The sequence below is a fragment of the Novosphingobium sp. GW821-FHT09E05 genome, from assembly GCF_059416165.1.
Window position 1 is genome coordinate 181,412 of sequence record NZ_JBWKOQ010000001.1, and the last position, 22,936, is coordinate 204,347.

Consider the following 22,936-nt stretch of genomic DNA (forward strand, 5'->3'; position numbering starts at 1 on the left):
TGGCTTTCCCCTGTGCCCGATCCGCGCAAGGTCGCGTGGATCGGAGCGCAGGACTTTGCCCATCGCGGGCTGCATGGGGGCGGTATCCCCGAAAACTCGCGCGCGGCCTTTGCGAAGGCCATCGCGCAGGGCCACGGCATCGAGCTGGACGTGCAGCGCTCCAGCGACGGGCAGCCGGTGGTCTTCCATGACGACGCGCTCGACCGGCTGACCGCCGAGACCGGCCCGGTCCTGCGCCGCAGCGCCGCGCAACTGGGCGCGATTGCGCTCGCCGGGACCGAAGACACCATTCCCACCCTGCGGCAGGTGCTCGCCCAGATCGGCGGGCAGGTGCCGGTGCTGATCGAGATCAAGTCCGACCGCCAGACCCGCATCGCCGCGCTCTGCCTCGCGGTGCGCCGGGTGCTGGAAGGCTATACCGGCCAGCATGCGGTGATGAGCTTCGATCCGCGCGTGGCGCGCTGGTATCGGCTCCACTCGCCCCACACCGTGCGCGGCCTCGTCGTCTCCGAGGGCGAGGACCGGGCGCTGCCGGGCAAGATCCGCCGCCGCCTCTGGCTGTGGTGCGCGCGGCCCGATTTCCTCGCCTACGACGTGCGCGACCTGCCGAGCCGCTTCGCCGCCCGCCAGCGCCGGCGCGGCGTGCCGGTCGCGACCTGGACGGTGCGCGAGGCCGAACACGACGAGCGCGCCGAGGCCTATGCCGACGCCGCGATCTTCGAGACCGGGAGCGAAGCGCAGCTGTGAGCGCCAACGAACATAGGGGCAGCTTCACCGCACGGGTCCTGGGCGGCGTCGGCGAACTTCCGGCGCAGGCGTGGGACGCGCTGACCGGCGGGAGCAATCCCTTCGTCTCCCACGCCTTCCTGACTGCGATGGAGCAGTCGCGCAGCGTCGGCGGGCGCAGCGGCTGGACCCCGCTGCCCATCGTCATCGACGGCCCCGACGGCAGCCTCGCCGCCGCGCTGCCGGCCTATCTCAAGGACCACTCCCAGGGCGAATACGTGTTCGACCATGCCTGGGCGGATGCGTGGCACCGGGCGGGCGGTTCGTACTACCCCAAGCTCCAGATCGCGGTGCCCTTCACGCCCGCCACCGGCCCGCGCCTGCTGACCCCGCATCCCGAACTCGCCCTGCCGCTGCTGCGCGCGGCCGAGACGCTGTGCCGCGACAACGGCTTCTCCTCGGCCCACGCGACGTTCATCGAGCCCGATCAGGTGGCGGTGTTCGAGGCGGCGGGCTGGCTGCTGCGCGAGGATATCCAGTTCCACTGGGAGAACCGGGGCTACGCCAGCTTCGAGGATTTCCTCGCCGCGCTCTCGTCGCGCAAGCGCAAGGACCTGCGCAAGGAGCGCGCGAAGGCGCAGGAAGGCGTGGAGATCCGCGCGCTTACCGGCGCGGAGATCACGGAGGCGCACTGGGATGCGTTCTGGGATTTCTACCAGGACACCGGCGCGCGCAAATGGGGCCGCCCCTACCTCACGCGCGAGGCGTTCAGCCTGCTCGGCGCGACGATGGCGGACAGCATCCTCATGGTGCTCGCCTTCGACGAGCACGGCGAGGCCATGGCCGGCGCGCTCAACTTCATCGGCGAGGACGCGCTATATGGGCGCTACTGGGGCGCTAATGTCGACAAGCCGTTCCTGCATTTCGAGCTGTGCTACTACCAGGCGATCGACGCCGCGATCGCGCTCGGCCTCAAGCGGGTCGAGGCGGGGGCGCAGGGCGGCCACAAGCTGGCGCGGGGATACGAGCCGGTGCGCACGGTTTCGGCGCACTACATCGTCCACGAATCGCTTCGCGCCGCTATCGCCGACTACCTCGCGATGGAGCGGGCCGGGATAGCGCAGGACCAGCTGTCGCTCGGCGGACGGACGCCGTTCAGGAAAAGCTAGGATTCACGCCGCCTTGCGCATCGAACCCGCCAGCCACTGGCGCGCGCGGCGCTGGGCTTCGGCGATCTCGCGGGCGGTCATGTCGTCGGACACTTCGGCGCGGCAGGTGGCGGCTTCCTCGTGGCCGGCGACAGCGGCGAGGTTGAACCACTTGTGGGCTTCGACGAGGTCGCAGTCGACGCCGTGGCTGCCGGTCGAGAAAGCGACGCCGAGGTCGAAGTAGGCATCGCGGTCGCCCGCGGCGGCATCGGCGAGCGCTCCGGCCACCACCATGTCACCGGCGGCGAAATCGAGCACGGCGGCGGCGGCCGCATCGGTATGCTTAATCCAGACAGCTTCCATCGTCAGTTCCATCAGGTTCGATCGACGCATTCCTTTGCAATCGATGATCGGAATTTCGATGATTCGCCCGAACATATAGTTAACGCTGGCTGCGCGTCTCTCCGTTACGCAGGCGGCACCTGTACCGCCCCGGCATTTCGTTAAGATTTTTGTGGACGATCGATCATATCCGCTTGTGCCCGGATTCATGCGCAACTATAGGCCGCTCGAACCGCGGATCGTTGTTGGGTTACCGGAAAAAATCCGGGGCCGCAGGGCGTTGGCGATCCGATGGAGACACTTGCGGAGTTTCTCTGGATGGCAACGGCCCTTGCTGACGAAATCGATGTCCTGGCAAAAGCGAAGCGTGCGATTGGCGGCGCCTATCTTCCTTCTGCCGACGAATCCTACATGAACGAAGGGCAGCAGGATTATTTCCGTAAGCTGCTCATGGCCTGGAAAAGGTCGATCCTCGATGCTTCGGCAGGTACGCTGCAGCAGTTGCAGGACGGCCCGATCCGCGACGCGGACCTCAACGACCGCGCCTCGAGCGAGACCGACTGGGGTATCGAACTGCGCACCCGCGACCGTCAGCGCAAGCTGATCGCCAAGATCGATTCGGCACTGCGCCGGATCGAGGAAGGCGAATACGGCTACTGCGAGGTCACCGGCGACCCGATCGGCCTGGGCCGTCTGGAAGCCCGCCCCATCGCGACGATGACGGTCGAGGCGCAGGAAGCCCACGAGCGCCGCGAAAAGGTCTCGCGCGACGACTGAGATCGGGTGATGGCCCGGTCGCCGGGGGAACCGGGACCGGGCTATTAAGCCTTTGTTTGCCATTGGCCGCTAGGCATGGAGGCTGAGGCGCGTTATCCTGCGCGGGCCCGCTCTCCATGGCCCGACCGAACGGAGCGTGCAGGTCGAATGCCGGACGGAGCGCATGAACGAAGGTGAAAATCGGCAGATCGCGCGCGACAGCCTGTTCCTCATGGCTGACTTGCGCGTCGATGGCCTGGACGGCGATTTCCGCATCAAGGTACGCAACCTCTCTGCCGGCGGAATGATGGGCGAAGGCTCCGTGCGCGTGGTGCGCGGCACCGTGGTGCAGGTGAACATCCGCAATGTCGGCTGGGTCGATGGCTCGGTCGCCTGGGTGCAGGACAGCCGCTTCGGCGTCGCCTTCCGAGAGGATATCGATCCTCGCCTCGCGCGTGAGCCGGTGGGCCGGGTCGCGGACCCGACGCCGGAATTCATCCGCAGCGCCCAGGCCCGCGTGCCCAGCGATACCGTCCTGCGCAAGATCTGACGTCGCTGCGGAAACCGTCGCGACCGCCGTTTTTCCACCCTCGCGCATTTGCGGCGCGCGCCAAATGGACTAGTCGGTCCTTCATGCTCTTCCAGCGCCCCAAGCCTGCTGAACGTCGGGTCCTGGCCGTTTTGGCTGCGCTGTCGCTCGCCTCGTGCAGCGCCTACGACAATTCCGCGCTCGACGTGGCCGTGGTGGACGGGCCCTCGCGGCGGCCCGACGAAGACAGCCGCCCCGCTCCCGCCGAGCAGCTGCTGCGCGCCGCGACCGCCGAGGGCCTGGTCGCCTTCGACGAGGCCGGCCGGGTAATCCCCGCGCTCGCAGATCGCTGGATCGTCACCGACGACGGGCAGAGCTACATCTTCCGCCTGCGCGAAGGGAACTGGCCCGGCGGCGAGGCGCTCACTGCCGATTCGGCGCGGCGGGCGATCCGCGCGGCGCTGAAGGCGCTCGGCGACACGCCGCTGGCGCGCGATCTCGACGCGATCGACGACGTGCGCGCGATGGCCGGGCGCGTCATCGAAATCCGGCTCAAGCGGCCGATGCCCTACCTGCTGCAGCTGCTCGCCCAGCCCGAACTGGGCCTCGACCACAAGGGCAAGGGCGCCGGACCGATGACCCTATCGCGGCAGGGCGACATCGCCGCGCTCACCCCGATCGAGCCCTCGCGCCTCGGCCTGCCGGCGATCGAGAACTGGGCCGAGCGGACCCGCCGTGTCCAGCTCCACGCCCTGCCGGGCCCGGCCGCTATCGAGGCATTCAATGCGGGCGAGGTCGACCTCGTGCTTGGCGGGCGGATCCAGGACTTCATGCTGACGCGCTCGGTGGGCATCCTGCGCGGCACCATCCAGCTCGACCCGGTGGTCGGCCTGTTCGGGCTGCAGGTGCTGACCGACAAGGGCTTCCTCGCCGATCCCGCCAACCGCGAGGCGCTGGCCATGGCAATCGACCGTCCCGGGCTGATCGCGCCGTTCGGCGTCGGCGGCTGGTCGCCGACGACGCGGATCGTCAGCCCCAGTCTCGACGGCGATCTCGGCACCACCGGCGAGCGCTGGGGCGAGCTGTCGCTCGAAGACCGCCGCGCGCAGGGCGCCGCGCGGGTGCGCGGCTGGCTGGCACGGGCGAAAGGGGAAGGGGCGCTGCCCGCCTCCGGCCTCGTGCGCCTGAGTGTCTGGCTGCCCGAGGGCGGAGGATCGAAGCTGCTGTTCGGCCGCCTCGTGACCGACTTCGCCGCGATCGGCGTGGGGCTGGAGCGCGTCTCCGAAGCGGAGGGCGCGGACCTCGCGCTGGTCGACGACGTGGCGCGCTATCCGCGCGCTACATGGTTCCTAAACCGTCTTTCCTGCCAGGGCGGCAGGGGGCTCTGCTCGCCCGAGGCCGACGCCCGCGTCGCCGAGGCCGCGCAGGCCGCAACCCCCGCGGAACGGGCGGCGCTGCTGGCTCAGGGCGAGACGGAGCTGACTTCCGCCAACGTCTTCATCCCCTTCGGCACCCCCATCCGCTGGTCGCTGGTGCGCGGCAGCGTCGATGGCTTCGCCACCAATGCCTGGGGCTGGCATCCCTTGATGCCGCTGTCCTGGCTCCCCAAATAGAGCGGAGCGGCGCTCGGCCGCGTTCGACGAGAGGTCAGGCATTTGGTCACAGGATCAGGCAGCACGCAGGCCCGCACCGCCCGCCGCATGGATATCGACCTCCCACTCGGCAACGATCCGGCATCCATACGCCGGCGCGTCGAGGGGCTGGAGCGTGTGCTGGAGCGCGCCATCACGGTGCCCGGCATCAACCGTCAGGTCGGGCTCGATGCCATCGTCGGGCTGGTGCCGGTGGCGGGCGACCTGGTCTCGGCGGCGATGGGCCTGTACCTCGTCTGGGAAGCGCGCAACCTCGGGATGTCGAAGTGGCAGCTGACGCGCATGACCGCCAATGTCGGCTTCGACACGCTGGTCGGGGCGATTCCGGTGGCTGGCGATCTGTTCGACTTCGTGTTCCGCTCGAACAGCCGCAACCTGAAGATCATCCGCAGGCATCTCGACAAGCACCACCCGCACACGCGCGTGATCGAAGCCTGATGCTTCCGCCGCGCGCCGCGGCGCGCTATGGAACAGGCATGAAACCGGCCCGCCTGATCCCGTTCTGCATGGTTCTCGCCGCGAGCGCCTGCTCCAAGCCCGACACTGCGCCCGGCCCCGGCGGCGTCACCATGGGCGAGGCCCGCGCACTGGACGAGGCCGCCGCCATGCTCGACGAGCGCCGTCCTCCGGCGCAGGCGCTGCAACCCTCGCAGGTGCCGGCAAAGCGCTGACGGAAAGGCCGGCGAAAAAGCTTCAGTCGAAACTGACCTTGCCGCGGCCGGCCTTGACGTTGCCGCGCAGTTTCTTGCCCTTGATGCGCTGTTCCTTGCCGACGCGGTTGAGGCGGCTCTTGGCGCGCTTTTCGGGGAATTTCTGGGCCTGTTCGAGCAGTTGGGCCATGCGTTCGCGGGCATCGGCGCGGTTGGCCTCCTGGGTGCGGAAGCGGCGGGCGCTGATCACCAGTTCGCCGCGCAGGGTCATGCGGCTGCCCGCCAGTTCCTTTAGCCGCGCGAAGACCTCGGGGCTGAGGCGCAGGGCATAGCAGTCCAGCCGCAGCTGGCAGGCGCTCGCCACCTTGTTGACGTTCTGCCCGCCGGGGCCGGTGGAGGCCAGGAAGGTCTCGGTCGCCAACGCCTGCGCGCGTTCGACTATCTCATTCATCGGTCGCTTCGGGCAGCTCTTCCGCGCTGTCCTGCAGCGCGTCGGGCGTGGTGAAGCCCAGCGCGCGGAAGTCCGCCGGCATCGGGCTCACGGCGACGATCGGCGCCTTTTCGCCGCGCGGGACAGTGAGGCCGGCGGCGTGGAGCATTGTGCGGCGGGCGCCTTCTGCCGTGCCGTAGACCGGATCGCCCAGCAGCGGTAGGCCGAGGCCCGAGGCGGCGTGGACGCGGATCTGGTGGGTGCGGCCGGTCTCGGGACGGAACTCAACGAGGGTCATGCCGCCGACGACCTCGAGCTTGCGCCAGTGCGTCACCGAGGGCTTGCCCTTGCGCGCCGGGATCATCCGCCAGCCGTCCTTCACGGTGCTGACCTTGGACAGCGCCAGTTCGATGGTGCCGTTCTCGCCCTCGACCTCGCCCGCCACTACGCCGAGGTAAATCTTGGCGACCGTGCGCTCCTCGAAGGCGGCGGAGAAGCGCTTGAGAGACTTGGGATTGCGTGCCAGCAGCAGGCAGCCCGAGGTGTCGCGGTCTAGGCGGTGGACCGGGAAGGGCTCGCGCTGGAAGCCCAGCTTCAGTTCGTCGAGCCGGTCCTCGATGCTCGGGCCTCCGGCGCGCGGGCGGTCGAGCGGGAGACCGGCGGGCTTGTCGATGACGAGCGCTTCGCCGTCCTCGAAGAGGATTTCCAGTTCCATGGTATTCGTTTTTCCAAGTTCGTCGTCCCCGGCTCGACCGAGGACCGCTGGCAGTGCTTTAGGCGCTGCGTCGCCGTAAGTCTGCGCCTAAAGAGTACCCAGCGGTTCCCGCCTTCGCGGGGACGACGGTTTTACGCGACTGCCGCCGCGATCCGGCGGCACGCCTCGACCAGTTTCGCCTCGTCTGCCGCGAAGCTGATGCGGAAGCCGTCGCGGTGGCCGAAGGCCGAGGCGGGGACGATGGCGACGCCGTGGTCGAGCAGGTGGAGCGCGAGCGCGGCGTCGTCGCCGAAGCGCTCCATCAGCGGGGCGGCATCGACCATGCAGTAGAACGCGCCGTCGGGCACGGGGGTGGAGAGACCGGGAATCGCGTTGATGGCTGAAACCACGAGGTCGCGACGGGTTCGGAAGCGCTCGCACCACTGACCGAGGAAGTCCTGCGGTCCCTCGAACGCGACGACAGCGGCGGCCTGGCTGACCGAGCAGGGGTTGCCCGAAGAGTGCGACTGCAGCCGTTCCATCGCCTTGATGAGCCACTCCGGCCCGGCGGCGACGCCGATCCGGAAGCCGGTCATCGCGTGGCTCTTGGAGACGCCCGAGATCGTCAGGATGCGGTCGGCAAGGTCTGGGCACAGGTTCGCGAGCGTCGCGTGGGCGCCGCCGGTATAATTGATCGGCGCGTAGATGTCGTCCGAGAGCACCATGACGCGCGGGTGGTGGCGCAGGACTTCACCGATGCCGAGCAGCGTCTCGGCGGGCAGGCAGGCGCCGGTCGGGTTGCCCGGGCTGTTGAGCAGTAGCCAGAGCGTGCGCGGGCCGATCTGCGCCTCGAGGTCGGCGGGGGTGAAGCGGAAGTTGTGGTGGGCGTGGGTGTGCAGCGGGACCACCTTGCCGCCGGCGAAACGCACGATCTCGGGGTAGCTGACCCACCACGGGGCGGGGACGATCACCTCGTCGCCCTCACCGATCGTGGCGAGCAGGGCATGGAAGATCGCCTGCTTGCCGCCGGCGCAGACGGTGACCTGAGAGGTGGGCACCTCGATCCCGAGGTCGCGCGCGAAGTGCAGCGCGGCGGCCTGCTTGAGCCGCGAGGTGCCGCCGACCGGGGTATATTTGGTATCCCCCCGGTCGAGCGCGGCCTTGGCGGCTTCGACGACGTGCGGCGGGGTGGCGAAGTCGGGCTCGCCCACCGAGAGCGAGATCACGTCGCGCCCGGCCTCGCGCAGCTGCGTGGCGCGGTCGGTCATCGCGCTGGTCTGCGACGGGGCGATGCGGGAGAGAGCGGTGGAGATGTGCATGGCGGGTGGCTCTAGCGCAGGATCGGCAGGATTTGAAACGGGGTTTGCCAATTCGTCGTCCCGCACTGGATCCGGGACCGCTGGATACTCTTGAGGCGATAGTTCGCCATGGGCCGCTGCGGCGCGGCGTCTTGTCTGGGCCTGGGCGCTGCCTTGCCAGCGGTCCCCGCCTTCGCGGGGACAACGGTTACGTCAGCAGCCGTGCCGGGATCAGGCCCCGCAGGGCGTTGCCGATGAGGAATCCGTCCGCCAGATCCTCCAGTGTCAGCTCCGCTTCCACCGCGCGGCCGGATTCCAGCAGCGAGCGGCGCAGCACGCCGGGCAGCAGGCCGAGGCTGGCGGGCGGGGTCAGCAACTGGCCGGCGCGCTCGACGAACAGGTTGGTGAAGCAGCCCTCGGTGACAAGCCCGTCGTCGCGCAGCAGCAGGGCCTCGTCGGCGCCGGCGCTTTTGGCCAGCGCGAGGCCCTTGTCGTAGAAGCCGCGGTCGCTGGTCTTGTGGCGCAGGCGCCAGTCGCTCCCATCGACCGGCAGGCGCAGCACCGCGACGGTCGCGGGCTGGGCCAGCACGGGCGGCAGCGCGGCGAGTTCGAGCGCGAAGGCGCCGGTGCGGCCGACCACGAGGCGCAGCTTGGATGGCGCATCGGCGTCGAAGCAGAGCGCCTGGATGGCGTTGCGCACGGCGTGGCGGTCGAACCCGAAGCCCAGCTGCGATGCGCTTGCGCCGATCCGTTCGAGATGGAATTCGAGGAGGCCGATGCCCTCCTCGGGCGTGAACCGCATCGTCTCGATCAGGTCGAAGCTGGCCGGCGAGGTAGCCCCATCCGTCACTCGTGCTTCCGAATCCCGCACGAAACCCCCTTTGACCAGGCATTCCCGCCACTCGGGAAGCGCTTGAGAATCCGCGACGATCGCCGATCCCACCCCGAGGATCGCACGTCCGCCGTTTTCGCCACCCCCGTTGCGATTGGAGACCAGGCGAAGGGTGCGGATTGCCACATTGAACGCGCCGTCGCCAGAGGGTTCGATCATGCCGATCGCCCCGCAATAAGGGCCGCGCGGCCAGTTCTCCACGGCGGCGATCAGTTCCATCGCCCGGATCTTGGGCGCGCCGGTGATCGAGCCGCAGGGGAACAGCGCGCGCAGCACGTCGAACGCGCTGGTGCCGGGGGTAAGGCGGGCCTCGACGGTGGAGACCATCTGGTGGACGGTGGGATAGCTCTCGACCGCGAAGGGAGCCTCGGCCCGCACGCTCCCAGCCTGGGCCACGCGCGAGAGGTCGTTGCGCATGAGGTCGAGGATCATGAGGTTCTCGGCGCGGTCCTTGGGGCTGGCGGCGAGGTCGGCGCGCAGCCGGGCGTCTTCCTCCGGGCCGCGACCGCGAGGGCGGGTGCCTTTCATCGGCCGGACGCGGACGGCATCGCCCTCGGCTTCGAAGAACAGTTCGGGCGAGAAGCTCAGGTGCCAGTGCGCGCCGTCGTGGACCACGCCGCCATGCCCCGCCGCCGCGCGCGGGCGCAGCGCGGCGTAGAGCGCCAACGGATCGCCGCGCCAGGGTCCGGCGAGCGGGAAGGTGAGGTTGGCCTGGTAGATGTCGCCCGCCTCGATCGCCGCGTGGAGGGTGTCGAAGGCGCGCTGGTAGGTGGCGAAATCGACCTGCGGTTCGAGCGGGCCGATCGCCGGTGTGTCGGAGCTGGCATTGTCGGCCAGCCAGCGGGCGACCTCGGCGCCGGGGATCGTCTCGCAGGTTTCGAAGGCGCCGAACCAGACGAGCGGGCCCGCAGCACCGGTGCGCTCGGCGAGGAGGTGGGCGAGGCGGGGTTCGAGGGCGAGGCCGGCCTCGTAGGCGAGATAGCCCGCCACGTGCAGGCCCTCGGCCGACAGCGCTTCGATGCGGCTGAGGGCGGCCTCGACCTCGCCGCCCCGCATCGCCACGACGGTTTCGACCGGCGCGCGGTAGAGCCGGGCATCGGCGGCACTCTCGGCGCGGGCGTCATCGAGGAGGACGAAGGGTTCTGGCATGGCTGCGCGGCCTTTAGCCGCAGCGCGGGCCGGTGGCAAAAGTCGTTTGTGCGGCGATGGCCCGTCGGATCAAACTCCTCGTTGTCCCCGCGCAGGCGGGGACCCCGCTTGGTCTTTCGGGCGCGGCGCAACAGAAGCGGGGCCCGCCTCCGCGGGGGCAACGGGGTGGCGATAAGATAGACCGCTTTTGCCGAGACTTAGGCGCTGCCGGGCCAGCGGTCCCGGATTAGGTCCGGGACGACGGACGACATGTTGCCATCAAGGCCGATCGCGCTACACCCTTGGGTGCAACGGGACAGGCTTGGAGACGCGGACTTGAGCGAGATCTTTCTGGGACTGGGCGCCAATGGCGAGCGGCAGGTTCTGCGCCTCGGGCGGGCCAACCGGCACGGGTTGATCGCGGGCGCCACCGGGACCGGCAAGACGGTCACGCTCCAGACGATCGCCGAGCAATTCTCGGCCGCCGGGGTGCCGGTGTTCCTCGCCGACGTGAAGGGCGATCTCTCGGGCATCGCCATGTCCGGCAGCCCGCAGTTCAAGAACGCCGCGATCCTCGAAGCGCGCGCCAAGGAACTGGGCATCACCGACTACGCCTATTCCGACAATCCCGCGGTATTCTGGGACATCTACGGCGAGCAGGGCCACCCGGTGCGCACCACCATCTCCGAGATGGGCCCGCTGCTGCTGGCGCGGCTGATGGACCTCAACGACACGCAGGAAGGCGTGCTCAACGTCGTCTTCCGCTTCGCCGACGACCAGGGCCTGCTGTTGCTCGACCTCGACGACCTGCAGGCGATGCTCGCCTATACCGCCGAGCACGCTTCGGAGCTTTCGACAAAGTACGGCAACGTCACCAAGGCCAGCGTCGGCACCATCCAGCGCCAGCTCCTCGCGCTCGACAGCCAGGGCGCGGCGCAGTTCTTCGGCGAACCGGCGCTGGAGATCGCGGACTTCATCAGGTGCGACGAGCAGGGCCGCGGCTACATCAACGTGCTCGCCGCCGACAAGCTGATGCGCAGCCCCAAGCTCTACGCGACCTTCCTGCTGTGGCTGCTGTCCGAGCTGTTCGAGGCGCTGCCCGAGGTAGGCGACCCCGACAAGCCCTGCCTCGTGTTCTTCTTCGACGAGGCGCACCTGCTGTTCGACGATGCGCCGGGGGCGCTGCAGGACAAGGTCGAGCAGGTGGTGCGGCTAGTCCGCTCGAAGGGCGTGGGCGTCTACTTCGTCACCCAGAACCCGATCGACATTCCCGAGAAGATCGCCGGCCAGCTCGGCAACCGCGTCCAGCACGCCCTGCGCGCCTTCACCCCGCGCGACAAGCGGGCGATCAAGGCGGCGGCCGAGACCTTCCGCATCAACCCGGACCTCGACGTGGAGGCCGCGATCACCGAGCTGAAGGTGGGTGAGGCGCTGGTTTCTACCCTCAACGACGACGGCTCGCCCAGCGTCGTCCAGCGCACGATGGTGGCGCCGCCGCGCTCGCGGCTCGGCCCGGTGACGGCGAAGGAGCGCGCCATCGTCCAGTCGATCAGCCCGGTCGAGGGCAAGTACGATACCCGTGTCGACCGCGAGAGCGCCGAGGAAGTGCTCGCCGCCAAGGCCGCCGACGCTGCCGCCACGGCGCAGCAGGTCGAGGAACAGGGCGAGGAGGTCGTCCGCAGGCAGGAGCGCCGCAGCCCCGGCCTGTGGGACGGGCTCGGCGGCAAGGTCGCGCGTGCCGCTGCCGGGGCCGCCGCCGGGAGCGCCGGATCGATCCTCGCGCAGACGATGCAGGGCAAGAAGAGCCGCGCCAACCCCCAGGCCTCGGCCGCCAGCGCCGCCGCCGGGACCGTGGGGGACGCCTTGGGCCGGGCGATCGGCTTTCCCGGCCTCGGCCGCTTCGCGCGCAACCTCATCGGGGGGCTGATGCGCTGACGGGCGGGGCCGATGATTATGGCAAGGCACTGAGTTTCGTTCGTTTCGAGCGAAGTCGAGACCCGCCAGCCCGTCGCCAGCGTGTCTCGACTTCGCTCGACACGAACGGGAGATGGCTGGGTAGTCTAGGTGGGCTGTTTCCGGTCGTGCTGTCCGCCGCCTTCCTCGTAGCCCCGGCCCATGCGCGGGAGGCGATCGTCGTCACCCCCGCTGCCGAGGGCGTCCCGCTTGGCCGGCTGGGCGAGGCTGTGAAACCCGCCGCCTACCGGCTCGACCTAACCGTCGACCCCGCGAAACCGCGCTTCTCGGGCCATGTCGAGATCGACGTGACGCTCGCCTCGCGGGCCTCGACCATCGACCTGCACGGTCGCGGGCTCGCGGTCTCGCGCGTGGTGGCCACCGCTGGCGGGCGCACGTTTGCCGGCCAATGGCGCGAGGTCGATCCCGGCGGCGTTGCCCGCGTGACCTTCGCGCAAGACCTCCCCGCAGGCCCGGTGACGCTGGCGTTCGACTACGACGCCGCCTTCGCCGACGGCCCCGCGGGCCTGTTCCGGCTGGAGGTCGAAGGCGCGTGGTACGGCTGGACGCATTTCCAGCCGATCAATGCGCGTGCCGCGTTTCCCTGTTTCGACCAGCCGGGCTTCAAGACGCCCTTCGCGCTGACGCTGCGCACGCCGCCCGGCCTGACGGCAATTGGCAATGCGCCGGAAACCGGGTCGGCGGCGATCGAGAACGGCTTGGCCGTCCACCGTTTCGCCGCCACCGCCCCGCTGCCGACCTACCTCGTGGCGATGATGGTCGGGCCTTTCGCGACGCTTGCCGGAGACGCGGTCCCGAACGCGGCGCGCAGCGCGCCGCTGCCGGTGCGGATCGCCTCGACCTCCCCGAATGCCGGCGAACTTGCCTTCGCGCTGCGCGGGTCGCAGCGGATCGTCGCTCTGACCGAGGACTATTTCGGCGAGGCATTCCCTTTCCCGAAACTCGACCAGGTGACCACACCGATCCTGCCCGGCGCGATGGAGAATGCCGGCGCCAGCCTCTACCGCGACGATCTCCTGGTGATGGACGCGCGGGCCCCCGTGCTGCAGCAGCGCAGCTTCGGCATGGTCGTCGCGCACGAGATCGGCCACCAGTGGTTCGGCGATCTCGTGACGCCCGCATGGTGGGACGACCTCTGGCTCAACGAGAGTTTCGCCAACTGGATAGGTTACCGCATCGGCGACCAGTGGCGCCCGGACCTGGGCATCATGGGGGACGCGCTGGGCACCGGCTACGAGGCGATGGAAACCGATGCCCTGCTCGCCGGGCGGCCGATCCGCCAGGCGATAGCGCGCAGCAACGACATCGATTCGGCCTTCGATGCGATCACTTACGGCAAGGGCGGCCACGTCGTCGGCATGATCGCGGGGTGGCTGGGCGACGACACGTTCCGTGAGGGCGTGCGCCGCTACATCGCCGCGCACCGTTTCGGCAGCGCCACGAGCGAGGACTTCTTCGCCGCGCTGGCCGAAGTCGCCGGCAATCCCGAGCTGGTCCCCGCGATGCGCAGCTTCGTCGAGCAGCAGGGCGTGCCGCTTCTGGCGATGAAGCAGAGCGGCGACCGGGTGGCGGTGACGCAGCTGCGCTACACCACGGCGGGGGTGGCACCGCCCGAGTCCTTCTGGACGATCCCGCTGTGCCTGCGGCGCGGCGCCAACCGCCAGTGCTTCATCATGGACCAGCGCACCCAGAGCTTTACGATGGCAGGGCAGGGGCCGATATTTCCCAATGCCGGCGGTACCGGCTACTACCGCTTCGAACTGACCGCGAAGCACTGGCAGGACCTCATCGCCAGCGCCGACACCCTGCCGGGCGGCGAGGCGCTGGCGCTGGTCGATTCGCTCTGGGCCTCGATCCGGGGCGGGCGTGGCACCATCGGCGAGATGGCGCGGCTCGCCAAGAAGCTGATCCATCATGCCGACCCGCACGCTGCCGACGCGCCCGACAAGGCGCTCAGCCGCCTGGTGCGCGAGAACATCGTCGGCGCCCAGGGCCGGCGCGGCTTCCGCCTGCTGCGCGAGAAGCTCTACCTGCCGCTGCTCAAGACATACGGTTTCGACCCGCATGCCGGCATCTACGCGCACGAGGCCTCGGCGCGGGCGCAGCGGCGGGTGCAGGTGGTCAATGCGCTGGTCGGCACCGAGAGCGGCAAGGACATCCGCCGCAAGCTCCAGGACGCCGTGGCGGCCTATCTCGCCGGGGACAAGACGGCGCTGGACCCGGCGTGGTTCGACCACGCACTCGACATCCACCTGTTCGGGCAGGACGCGGATGCGGTCCACCGGCTGGTCGATCAGGCGCTGTCCTCGGAAGACCCGGTGTTCCGTCCCGCCGCGCTGGGAGCCGCCGCGCGCTTCGGCGATCCCGCAGTCGCCGCCTGGCTCCTCGCGCTCGACGATCCGCGCCTGCGGGACGGTGAGAAGCGCGATTTCCTCGATGGCGTCATGTCGCGCAGCTCGACGCGCGAATACGGCTATGCCTGGGCACTGGCGCAGTCGGGCACGCTTCTGGCGGGGAGTAACGGTCCGTCCTTCGCCCGCCGCCTGCCGCAGATGCTCGGGCGGTTCTGCTCGGTGGCCTGGAGTGCGCGTATCGAGCGCGAGTTCGGCGCCAGGCTGGCTGCTACCTCCGGTGCGCTGGAACTGGCGCGCGCGAGCGAGCGGGTGCGCAACTGCGGCCTGCTCGATGACATGATGGGCCCGCAAATCGACGCCGAGTTCGCGGCAATGCGGTAAGGCGGAGTAAATCCGTCAGCGAGTGTTCTCGGGTCAGCCGATCGGGATTTCCAGCCGCGCCGTCAGCCCCTCGACGGTCCCCGTTGCCGACAGCCGGTTCGCGAGGACCAGCGCGCCGCCGTGCTGGTCGGCGATGGCGCGGGCCAGCGCGAGGCCGAGCCCGGCACCGCCGGTGGTCGAGTTGCGCGAGGGGTCGCCGCGCACGAAGGGGTTCATCATATCCTCGATCGTTTCGGCCGGGATGCCCGGGCCGTCGTCCTCGATCAGGATCACCGCGCGGTTGCCCTCGCGCACCAGGGTGACGCGGGCGCGCTGACCGTAGCGCAGGGCGTTGCCGATGAGGTTGCGCAGCGCGCGCCGCAGCCAGGTGGAGCGCAATTCGAGGACGATCCGCTGGGTGTCTCCCAGTTCGACCGGGTCGCCCATGTCCTCGTATTCCTCGACCACCGAGGCGACCAGCGCCGACAGTTCGGTCCGCTCGCGCGGATCGCTCGGACGGCCGACGCGGGCCAGCGAGAGGATGTCGTCTAGGGTGCGCACGATGTCCTCGATGGTGCTCGCCATGCGCCCGCGCTCGACGTCGTTCTCGACCGATTCGATGCGGACGCGCAGGGCGGAAAGCGGGGTCTTGAGATCGTGGCCGATGGCACCGAGCATCACGTCCTTTTCATCCAGCATGGCGACGATGCGCGCTTCCATGGCGTTGTGCGCCACGATCAGGCGCTGCATGTCCTCGGGGCCGCTGGGCTCCAGCTGCCCGGCCGAGCCGGGGGCGACGGCGAACTGCTCGACCCGGCGGGTCAGCGCCGCCAGCGGCCGGGTGATCCGCCGCAGGATCAGCGCCACCGCGCCCACCAGCACCAGGTAGATGATGAGCGTCTGGACCAGCAGCGGCTGGAGCAGCACGTTCATGGCGCGCGGGCTGCGCACCCGCGCAATCAGCCAGGTATCCTTGGCGGGCTGGCGCACGGCGACCACGAGCAGGTTGTCGTCCATCATGTCGGCCAGCTTGCCGTCATCCATCCGACGCCTGGCAGCGCGCTTCCGGACAGTGCTGCTGGCGACGGGATCGCTTTTCACGGTGCGGTGGACGACGGCGATGTCGGTTGCGGGGAATTCCTGGTCCTCGAGGATGCGGGCAAGGCGGACTTGCGCGCGGGTGTCGCGCGTCTCGTCCGCCCCGACCGGCGAGGTGGTGCCGAACTCGACCGGGAATCCGCGCGGCTGGGGGCCGCCGAAGGGGCCGCGGTCGCCCCGGTCGCCGCGTCTCATGCGGTCGAAGCCGCCGAACCCGCGCGTCTCGGCGACGAGGCGGAAGGCGGCGGCGTTGACCATGCCGACTTCGAGGCTCTCGCGCTGGGCGCGGTAGACGAGAATCGCGCCGATGCCCTGGACGAGCAGCAGCGCTGCCGCCACGGCCATCAGCATCTGGCCCATCAGGCTTTTCGGGCGGGGAAAAGGCATCAGTCGTGCAGCGTCACGCGGCGCACGTCGGTGGCGAGCATGTAGCCGCCGCCCCAGACGGTCTGGATCAGCTGCGGGTTGCGGCTGTCGACCTCGACCTTGCGGCGCAGGCGGCTGACCTGGTTGTCCACCGCGCGGTCGAACAGGTGCGCCTCGCGGCCCTGCACCATGTCGAGCAGGCGGTCGCGGTTGAGCACCTGCCGGGGATGTTCGAGAAACGCCATGAGCAGCCGGAACTCGACCGAGGAGATCGCGACGATGGCGCCTTCGGCATCGATCAGGCGGCGCTTGAGCGGGTCGAGGCGCCAGCCCTCGAATTCGAAGGCCTCGTTCTCCGCGTCGTTCACGACGGCGCTGCGCGAGGCGCGGCGCAGGACGCTGCGGATGCGGGCGACCAGTTCGCGCGGCTCGAAGGGCTTCACCACATAGTCGTCGGCGCCGATCTCCAGCCCGACGATGCGGTCGGTCGCCTCGCCGCGCGCGGTAAGGAAGATCACCGGGACATCCTGCGTCTCGATAAGGTGGCGGCAGAGCGAAAGCCCGTCCTCGCCCGGCATCATGATGTCGAGGAGAACGAGATCGAAGCGCCCCTCACAGGAGGCATCGCGCAGGCGCGAACGGGCCTCGGCCGCGCTCGAACACTCGACGACGGCGAACCCCTGCCGCGAGAGATATTCGCCCAGGGGTTCGCGCAGCGCCGCCTCGTCATCGACGAGAAGCAGTTTGGAGGGCGCGGTGTCGTTCATCGGCAATCCTTGTACTAACCGCGCCGTCCTGTCAGTTTGCGGCCTTGTTGTCAGCCTTCTTGTCGGCCCGCTTCTGCTGCCATTCGGCCTTCTTCGCCTCGCGGGCAGCCTGGCGTTCTTCCTTGGTCACCTTGCCATCCTTGTTGGTGTCCTCGGCATCGAAGCGCTTGGTGGCAGCGGCCATGAATTCGGCCTGGCTGATGGCGCCGTCGTTGTTGGTGTCGGCCTGCTTGGCCATCCACATCATGCCGCCGCCGGGGCCACCGTGACCGAAGCCGTGGCCGCCCCGCTTGCCGTGGTGGCCGCGACCGTCGCGCGGGCCGTCCTTGCCAGGACCGGCCTTGCCCGGACCGTCACCGCGCGGACCACCCGGGGGCGGCGGCGGGCCGTCGCCTTCGGGACCGCCCTGGGGACCGGGGCCTCCCGGGCCGCGCTCGGCGGAGAACTCGGCCTTGGAGATCGAGCCGTCGTTGTTGGTGTCGAGACGCGCGAAACGGGCGTCCTGCATCTGCTGGCGGGCCAGTTCGCGGTCGGCCTTGTCGAGCTTGCCGTCCTTGTTGACGTCCATCTTGGCGAACATCGCGGTCGCGGCGGCCTGGGCCTCGGCGCGGGTCACGGTGCCGTCGCCGTTGGCGTCGATCTTAGGGCGTTCCATCTTGGGCGGGTTGGCGGGCGCCTGGGCGCACGCGACGCCGCCGATGGTGAGTGCGGCGGCCGAAATACCGAGCGTCAGCTTCTTGAAGTTGGTCATCATGGCGTTTCTCTCATCCGTTCGAATAGGATGAGAACCGCGGGGCGGGCAGGGAGGGGAAGGAATGCCCCGCGGCTCTCTGAAGCCTGTTCTATGACTGTCTTGTCGCGCATTTATGCCGGGAGAGGCGTTTATTGTCGCCAATTGTCACACCTGCACCGACCTGTTCATGAACGCGCAAAGCCGATGAATGGTTGTGCAGAGATGTGATCCGGATCTAGCGCGGACGGCCTTCGGTGCCTTCGCCGGCGGTGATGAACAGAGCCGTGGCGGTCTCGGCGATGTTGGCGGTGTGCCAGGTGCCGGCGGGGTTGATGAGGTACTCCCCGGCGCGAAGGGGCTCGGAATGGAGGCTGCCGTCGGCGCGCTCCTGGATCAGCGTCATTTCGCCGGAGATGCACACCACCACCTCGTCGCCGGCAGGGTGCATCTCCCAGGAATCCCAGTCCGAGGTGAAGTCGAACAGGCTGACGAGGCGACCTTCGCTGCCGTCCGCCACGGTGCGCGCCGCATAGGCCTCGTACCATTCCATGCCGGTGAAGGCGGGCTGGGCCGAGGCGTGGGCGCCCAGACCAAGGTGGATCGGGAAGGTCCGAAGGTCGCGGCCCAGCGTGGTCATGTCAGGAACTCCCGGTCAGAGGGGCGCACACTGCGCTTCGAGCCAGGCCTTGGCAGGGCCGTCGAGCTGCGGGCCGACGATTTCCAGCACGCGGGCGTGGTAGCCATTCCACCATGCCAGTTCGGTGGGGCCGAGCAACGAGAGGTCTACCAACCGCCGCTCGATCGGAACGTGGGTGAGCGTCTCGAAGCCGTAGAACTCGCCTTCCGCGCCCTCGATGGCGCGCGGCTCGACCAGCACGAGGTTCTCGATGCGGATGCCGTATTCGCCGGTCTTGTAGTAGCCCGGCTCGTTCGAGAGGAACATGCCCGGTAGCAGCGCCTGGTCGGTGCCGGCCTGGCCGCCGGCCGACTTGGCGATGCGCTGCGGTCCCTCGTGGACCGAGAGGAAGCTGCCGACGCCGTGGCCGGTGCCGTGCGCGTAGTCGAGCCCGACCTGCCACAGGGCATGGCGCGCCAGCACGTCGAGCTGGCTGCCCGCCGTGCCCTGTGGGAAGACCGCGAGGGCGAGCGCGATGTGGCCCTTGAGCACACGGGTGAAGCGGTCCTTCACTTCTGGCCACGGCTCACCCGGACCGACCCAGACGGTACGGGTGATGTCGGTGGTGCCGTCGGGGTACTGCCCGCCCGAATCGACGAGGTAGACCGAGCCGGGCTCGAGCGTACGGTTGGTCTCCTCCGAGACGCGGTAGTGGACGATCGCGCCGTTGGGGCCAGCGCCCGAGATCGTGTCGAACGACAGGTCGCGCAGGTCGCCCGCTTCCTGCCGGCAGGCCTGCAGCTTGTCGGCGGCGGTGATCTCGGTGACCTCGCCCTTGGGGCCCTCGACCGCGAGCCAGTGCAGGAAGCGCGAGACGGCCGCGCCGTCGCGGGCCTGCGCGGCGCGGTGGCCGGCCTGCTCGACCGGGTTCTTGACCGCCTTGGGCAGCACGGTGGGATCACGCTCCTCGACCACGGTGGCATGGGCCTTGCGCAGTTCCTCGAAGATCGCGCTCACCGCCCGCTCGGGATCGACGGCGACGCGCTTGCCGGCGAGGCTCCGCAGCGCATCGACGAAACCGTCGCGGGGCTTGATGCTGACCGCGTTGCCGAGGTGGCGGCGCAGGTCGTCGGTCACCTTCTCGGGCGCGATGAACAGGTCGGCGGTGCCGTCCGCCCGCGCGATGACGTAGGAGAGCGCGACCGGCGTGCGCTCCACGTCGGTGCCGCGGATGTTGAGCAGCCAGGCGATCGAATCGAGCGCGGTGATGACCGTGGCATCGAGATTCTGCGCCTCCAGCCATTCGGAAATGGCGCCGCGCTTGGCCTCGCTGGTCTCGCCGGTGAACTCGTCGGGGTGGACGAGGGCCGGCGCGGGCGAGGGAGCGGGCTGGTCGTCCCACACCGCATCGACCGGGTTGCCGTCCACCGCGACGAGGGTGCCGCCCTTGGCACCGAGCGCTTTGGACACGCCCTGCGCCCACTTCGAGCCGTGCAGCCAGGCGTCGTAGCCGATCTTCCCGCCCGTCGGTGCGTGCTTGCCGAGCCAGCCCGCAATGCTGGTCTGCGGCACGCTTTCGTAGGCGTAGAGACGTCCATCGACCTGGTCGCGCACCTGCAGCGTGTAGCGCCCGTCCACGAACATCGCGGCCGAAGGTACCAGCGCCGGGTCGGTCAGCACCACCGCCGTCCCCGCCGAGCCGCCGAAGCCGGTCAGCCATTCGAGGCGCTGGGCATAGCCGCCCACGTACTCGCTCATATGCTCGTCCGAGATCGGGATCACGAAGCCGTCGAGGCCCCGCGCCTTCAGTTCCTTGCGGAGGGCTTCGAGGCGCGGTTCGTGGGTATTCATCAGCATGTAGGGGGTATCCGGCTTGCGGGTGTCATGCAGCGAACATAGATGGGACCGATGGCAGATTCCACCCAGACCCTCATCGGTCCCCCGCTGGCGGCAAAAAAGCCGCATTCCGTCACCCACCACGGCGTGACCGTGACCGACGACTACGCCTGGCTGCGCGATGCCGGCTATCCCGAAGTGACCGACAAGGAAGTGCTCGCCCACCTCCAGGCCGAGAACGGCTGGTTCGAGGCGCGCATGGCCCCGCACAAGGGCCGGATCGACGCGCTGTTCACCGAAATGCGCGGCCGCATCAAGGAAGCCGACGCCTCGGTTCCGCAGAAGGACGGCGACTGGCTTTACTGGATCGATTTCGATGAAGGCGCCGAATACAAGAAGTGGTGGCGCCGCCCCGTCGCAGGCGGCCCCGATGAACTCATCCTCGATGAAGTCGCGTTGGCCGAGGGCAAGGAATACTTCCGCCTCGGCGCGATCTCGACGAGCGCCAACGGCAAGCTGCTCGCCTATGCGATCGACGATAACGGTTCCGAGCGCTTTACTGCGCGGGTCAAGAACCTGGAAACCGGCGAACTGCTGGCCGACGAAATCCCCGGCACCCTCTCGGGCCTGATCTGGGTCGCGAACGACACCGGCCTCGTCTACTCGCTCGCCAACGAGCAGTGGCGCACCGACAATGCCCGCCTGCACTGGCTGGGCCAGCCGCTGGAAAACGACGTCGAACTCTACCACGAGGACGACGAGGGCTTCCGCGTCGGCTCCTCGCTGTCGGCGAACGAGAAGTGGCTGCTGATCGGCACGAGCGACCACGAGACCAGCGAATGCCGCATGGTCTCCGCCGACGATCCGCTGGGGCCGCAAATCCTCGTGAAGGCGCGTGCCAAGGGCGTCGAATACGACGTCGATGAGCGCGAAGGCGTGCTCTACATCCATACCAACGACACCCACGAGAACTTCCGCCTCGCCACCGCCTCGCTGGACAATCCGGGCGAGTGGACCACGCTGATCGAGGGTTCGGACGCGTTCTACCTGCTGGGCGCAGACCTGTTCCGGGACTTCTACGTCATCGAGGGCCGCCTCGCAGGGCTCGACCAGATCCAGGTGCGTTACTATGACGATCCGGCCCGCGTGGAGGCGATAACCTTCCCCGAGGCGAGCTATTCGGCGGGGCTTTCGAACAACCCCGAATGGCACATGACGACCCTGCGGCTCAGCTACGAGTCGATGGTCGCGCCGTCCTCGGTGCTCGACTACGATGTCGCCGCGCGCACGCTCGAGACGCTCAAGGTCCAGGAAATCCCCTCGGGCTACGACGCCTCGCTCTACGCCACCGAGCGCCTGGAGATCATCGCCCGCGACGGGACCGCGATCCCCGTCTCGATCCTGTACCGCCGGGACAGGGCCGAAAAGTTCGATGCCGCAGGGCCGCTGCACCTCTACGGCTACGGCGCCTACGGCATCAGCATCGACCCCGGCTTCTCTACCTCGCGCCTCAGCCTCGTCGACCGCGGTTTCGCCTATGCCATCGCGCATATCCGCGGCGGCGACGACATGGGCCGCGCTTGGTACAAGGCCGGCAAGCTGGAGCGCCGCAACAACACCTTCAACGACTTCGTCGACGTCGCGAAGGGCTTGGTGGAGCGCGGCTTCACCTCGGAAGGCAAGATCAGCATCTCGGGCGGCTCGGCCGGCGGCGAGTTGATGGGCGCGGTCATCAACTCCGATCCCCACCTGTTCGGCGCGGTGGTTGCGCACGTTCCCTTCGTCGACGTGCTCCACACCATGCTCGACGAAACGCTGCCGCTGACGCCGGGCGAGTGGCCGGAATGGGGCAATCCGATCGAGGACAAGGCCGCCTTCGATCTCATCCTGAGCTACAGCCCATACGACCAGGTCAAGGCACAGGCCTATCCGCCGCTGATGGTCACCGCCGGCCTCAACGACCCGCGCGTGACCTACTGGGAGCCCGCCAAGTGGGTCGCAAAGCTCCGCGAGCTCAAGACCGACGACAACGAACTGGTCCTCAAGACCAACATGGGCGCCGGCCACGGCGGCAAGTCGGGCCGCTTCGAAAGCCTGAAGGAAACGGCGGAGGAATTCGCCTTCATCCTGTGGCAGCTCGGCGTCGAGGGGTGAGCGCCCGATGAGCGAAGGCCGCTTCACCCTGACCTTCACGGCACAGGCCCATGACATCGACATCATGGGCCACGTTAACAACGCGGTCTGGGTGCAGTGGATGGAGGCGATGGCGGGCGCGCACTGGGCCGCCGTCGCCCCGGAGGAACACCAGGCAAAATACGCCTGGCTCGTGACCCGCCACGAAATCGATTACCGCGGCAACATCCGCGAGGGCGAGAGCGTGACCGGCGAGACCTTCATCCCCGAAGGCCCGAGCGGGGCGAAGTTCGATCGCAGGGTCGACTTCCGCAACGCCGCCGGAAAGGTCATCGTTTCGGCCCGTACGACCTGGGCGATGATCGACATTGCCACCCGCCGCCTGATGCGAGTCCCGCCGGAAGTGGCGGCACCGTTCGTGGGCGGGGCGTAATCCTCCGTCGTCCCCGCTCTC

Annotated in this window: 21 protein-coding genes; 11 read left to right on the plus strand and 10 right to left on the minus strand. The window is 69.0% G+C overall.

The genetic code is table 11. The features are described 5' to 3' along the window. The first annotated feature begins 12 nt into the window (after window positions 1-12). Together AC07M9_RS00895 and AC07M9_RS00900 are read left to right on the plus strand one after the other, a co-directional pair. On the plus strand, window positions 13-747 hold the full coding sequence (locus AC07M9_RS00895; RefSeq protein WP_494880542.1) for a glycerophosphodiester phosphodiesterase family protein: 735 nt from the start codon (window positions 13-15) through the stop codon (window positions 745-747). Then, window positions 744-1,895: a GNAT family N-acetyltransferase gene (locus tag AC07M9_RS00900; RefSeq protein WP_494880544.1), complete on the plus strand. Its 1,152-nt coding sequence runs from the start codon at window positions 744-746 to the stop codon at window positions 1,893-1,895. The genes AC07M9_RS00895 and AC07M9_RS00900 overlap by 4 nt, the downstream gene beginning before the upstream one ends. Window positions 1,896-1,898: 3 nt before the next feature. Here the strand turns inward: AC07M9_RS00900 and AC07M9_RS00905 are convergent, their stop codons facing one another. Continuing rightward, on the minus strand, window positions 1,899-2,237 hold the full coding sequence (locus AC07M9_RS00905; protein ID WP_494883856.1) for an SEL1-like repeat protein: 339 nt from the start codon (window positions 2,235-2,237) through the stop codon (window positions 1,899-1,901). Window positions 2,238-2,534: 297 nt separating this feature from the next. On the opposite strand from AC07M9_RS00905, the gene dksA reads away from it, so the two are divergent. From dksA to AC07M9_RS00930, 5 genes are all read left to right on the plus strand, one after another. Beyond that, window positions 2,535-2,993, plus strand: coding sequence for an RNA polymerase-binding protein DksA (gene dksA, locus AC07M9_RS00910; protein WP_494880546.1), 459 nt, complete (start codon window positions 2,535-2,537; stop codon window positions 2,991-2,993). 163 nt (window positions 2,994-3,156) lie between these two features. Next, a complete protein-coding gene (locus tag AC07M9_RS00915) occupies window positions 3,157-3,522 on the plus strand; it encodes a PilZ domain-containing protein (protein ID WP_494880548.1) in 366 nt (121 codons plus the stop codon). A gap of 83 nt (window positions 3,523-3,605) precedes the next feature. Next, complete coding sequence (locus AC07M9_RS00920; RefSeq protein ID WP_494880550.1) at window positions 3,606-5,114, plus strand: ABC transporter substrate-binding protein; 1,509 nt, start codon at window positions 3,606-3,608, stop codon at window positions 5,112-5,114. An 87-nt stretch (window positions 5,115-5,201) separates the two neighbouring features. Then, complete coding sequence (locus tag AC07M9_RS00925) at window positions 5,202-5,591, plus strand: DUF4112 domain-containing protein (protein ID WP_494883857.1); 390 nt, start codon at window positions 5,202-5,204, stop codon at window positions 5,589-5,591. A gap of 38 nt (window positions 5,592-5,629) precedes the next feature. Continuing rightward, a complete protein-coding gene (locus tag AC07M9_RS00930; protein WP_494880552.1) occupies window positions 5,630-5,824 on the plus strand; it encodes a hypothetical protein in 195 nt (64 codons plus the stop codon). Window positions 5,825-5,846: 22 nt separating this feature from the next. Here AC07M9_RS00930 and arfB read toward each other — a convergent pair whose 3' ends face one another. The 4 genes from arfB to pabB all read right to left on the minus strand — a co-directional run bounded on the left by arfB (window position 5,847) and on the right by pabB (window position 10,266). Next, the gene (gene arfB / locus AC07M9_RS00935; protein ID WP_494880554.1) at window positions 5,847-6,254 is read right to left on the minus strand and encodes an alternative ribosome rescue aminoacyl-tRNA hydrolase ArfB; all 408 of its coding nucleotides are present in this window, start codon (window positions 6,252-6,254) and stop codon (window positions 5,847-5,849) included. Next, window positions 6,247-6,948 (minus strand): RluA family pseudouridine synthase, encoded by a 702-nt coding sequence (locus AC07M9_RS00940; protein ID WP_494880556.1) that lies wholly within the window; start codon window positions 6,946-6,948, stop codon window positions 6,247-6,249. The genes arfB and AC07M9_RS00940 overlap by 8 nt, the downstream gene beginning before the upstream one ends. 131 nt (window positions 6,949-7,079) lie before the next feature. After that, window positions 7,080-8,246 (minus strand): pyridoxal phosphate-dependent aminotransferase, encoded by a 1,167-nt coding sequence (locus tag AC07M9_RS00945; RefSeq protein WP_494880558.1) that lies wholly within the window; start codon window positions 8,244-8,246, stop codon window positions 7,080-7,082. Between the two features lie 187 nt (window positions 8,247-8,433). Next, a complete protein-coding gene (pabB, locus tag AC07M9_RS00950) occupies window positions 8,434-10,266 on the minus strand; it encodes an aminodeoxychorismate synthase component I (RefSeq protein WP_494880559.1) in 1,833 nt (610 codons plus the stop codon). Between the two features lie 315 nt (window positions 10,267-10,581). On the opposite strand from pabB, the gene AC07M9_RS00955 reads away from it, so the two are divergent. Next, window positions 10,582-12,180, plus strand: a complete 1,599-nt coding sequence (locus AC07M9_RS00955) for a helicase HerA-like domain-containing protein (RefSeq protein WP_494880561.1) — start codon at window positions 10,582-10,584, stop codon at window positions 12,178-12,180. Between the two features lie 146 nt (window positions 12,181-12,326). Further along, a complete protein-coding gene (locus AC07M9_RS00960) occupies window positions 12,327-14,954 on the plus strand; it encodes a M1 family metallopeptidase (protein ID WP_494880563.1) in 2,628 nt (875 codons plus the stop codon). A 33-nt stretch (window positions 14,955-14,987) separates the two neighbouring features. Here the strand turns inward: AC07M9_RS00960 and AC07M9_RS00965 are convergent, their stop codons facing one another. The 5 genes from AC07M9_RS00965 to AC07M9_RS00985 all read right to left on the minus strand — a co-directional run bounded on the left by AC07M9_RS00965 (window position 14,988) and on the right by AC07M9_RS00985 (window position 20,370). Further along, the gene (locus tag AC07M9_RS00965; RefSeq protein ID WP_494880565.1) at window positions 14,988-16,418 is read right to left on the minus strand and encodes a sensor histidine kinase; all 1,431 of its coding nucleotides are present in this window, start codon (window positions 16,416-16,418) and stop codon (window positions 14,988-14,990) included. After that, complete coding sequence (locus AC07M9_RS00970; protein ID WP_494880566.1) at window positions 16,418-17,164, minus strand: response regulator; 747 nt, start codon at window positions 17,162-17,164, stop codon at window positions 16,418-16,420. Before AC07M9_RS00970 ends, AC07M9_RS00965 begins: the two co-directional genes overlap by 1 nt. Before the next feature lie 31 nt (window positions 17,165-17,195). Then, the gene (locus AC07M9_RS00975) at window positions 17,196-17,918 is read right to left on the minus strand and encodes an EF-hand domain-containing protein (RefSeq protein WP_494880567.1); all 723 of its coding nucleotides are present in this window, start codon (window positions 17,916-17,918) and stop codon (window positions 17,196-17,198) included. A gap of 214 nt (window positions 17,919-18,132) precedes the next feature. Further along, the gene (locus AC07M9_RS00980; RefSeq protein WP_494880569.1) at window positions 18,133-18,534 is read right to left on the minus strand and encodes a cupin domain-containing protein; all 402 of its coding nucleotides are present in this window, start codon (window positions 18,532-18,534) and stop codon (window positions 18,133-18,135) included. Window positions 18,535-18,549: 15 nt separating this feature from the next. Further along, on the minus strand, window positions 18,550-20,370 hold the full coding sequence (locus AC07M9_RS00985; RefSeq protein ID WP_494880571.1) for an aminopeptidase P family protein: 1,821 nt from the start codon (window positions 20,368-20,370) through the stop codon (window positions 18,550-18,552). A gap of 51 nt (window positions 20,371-20,421) precedes the next feature. On the opposite strand from AC07M9_RS00985, the gene AC07M9_RS00990 reads away from it, so the two are divergent. Together AC07M9_RS00990 and AC07M9_RS00995 are read left to right on the plus strand one after the other, a co-directional pair. Continuing rightward, window positions 20,422-22,503 carry a S9 family peptidase gene (locus AC07M9_RS00990; RefSeq protein ID WP_494880573.1) on the plus strand — a complete coding sequence of 694 codons (2,082 nt, stop codon included), beginning with the start codon at window positions 20,422-20,424 and terminating at the stop codon, window positions 22,501-22,503. Between the two features lie 7 nt (window positions 22,504-22,510). Continuing rightward, window positions 22,511-22,915 (plus strand): acyl-CoA thioesterase, encoded by a 405-nt coding sequence (locus tag AC07M9_RS00995; protein ID WP_494880574.1) that lies wholly within the window; start codon window positions 22,511-22,513, stop codon window positions 22,913-22,915. Window positions 22,916-22,936: the final 21 nt, after the last annotated feature.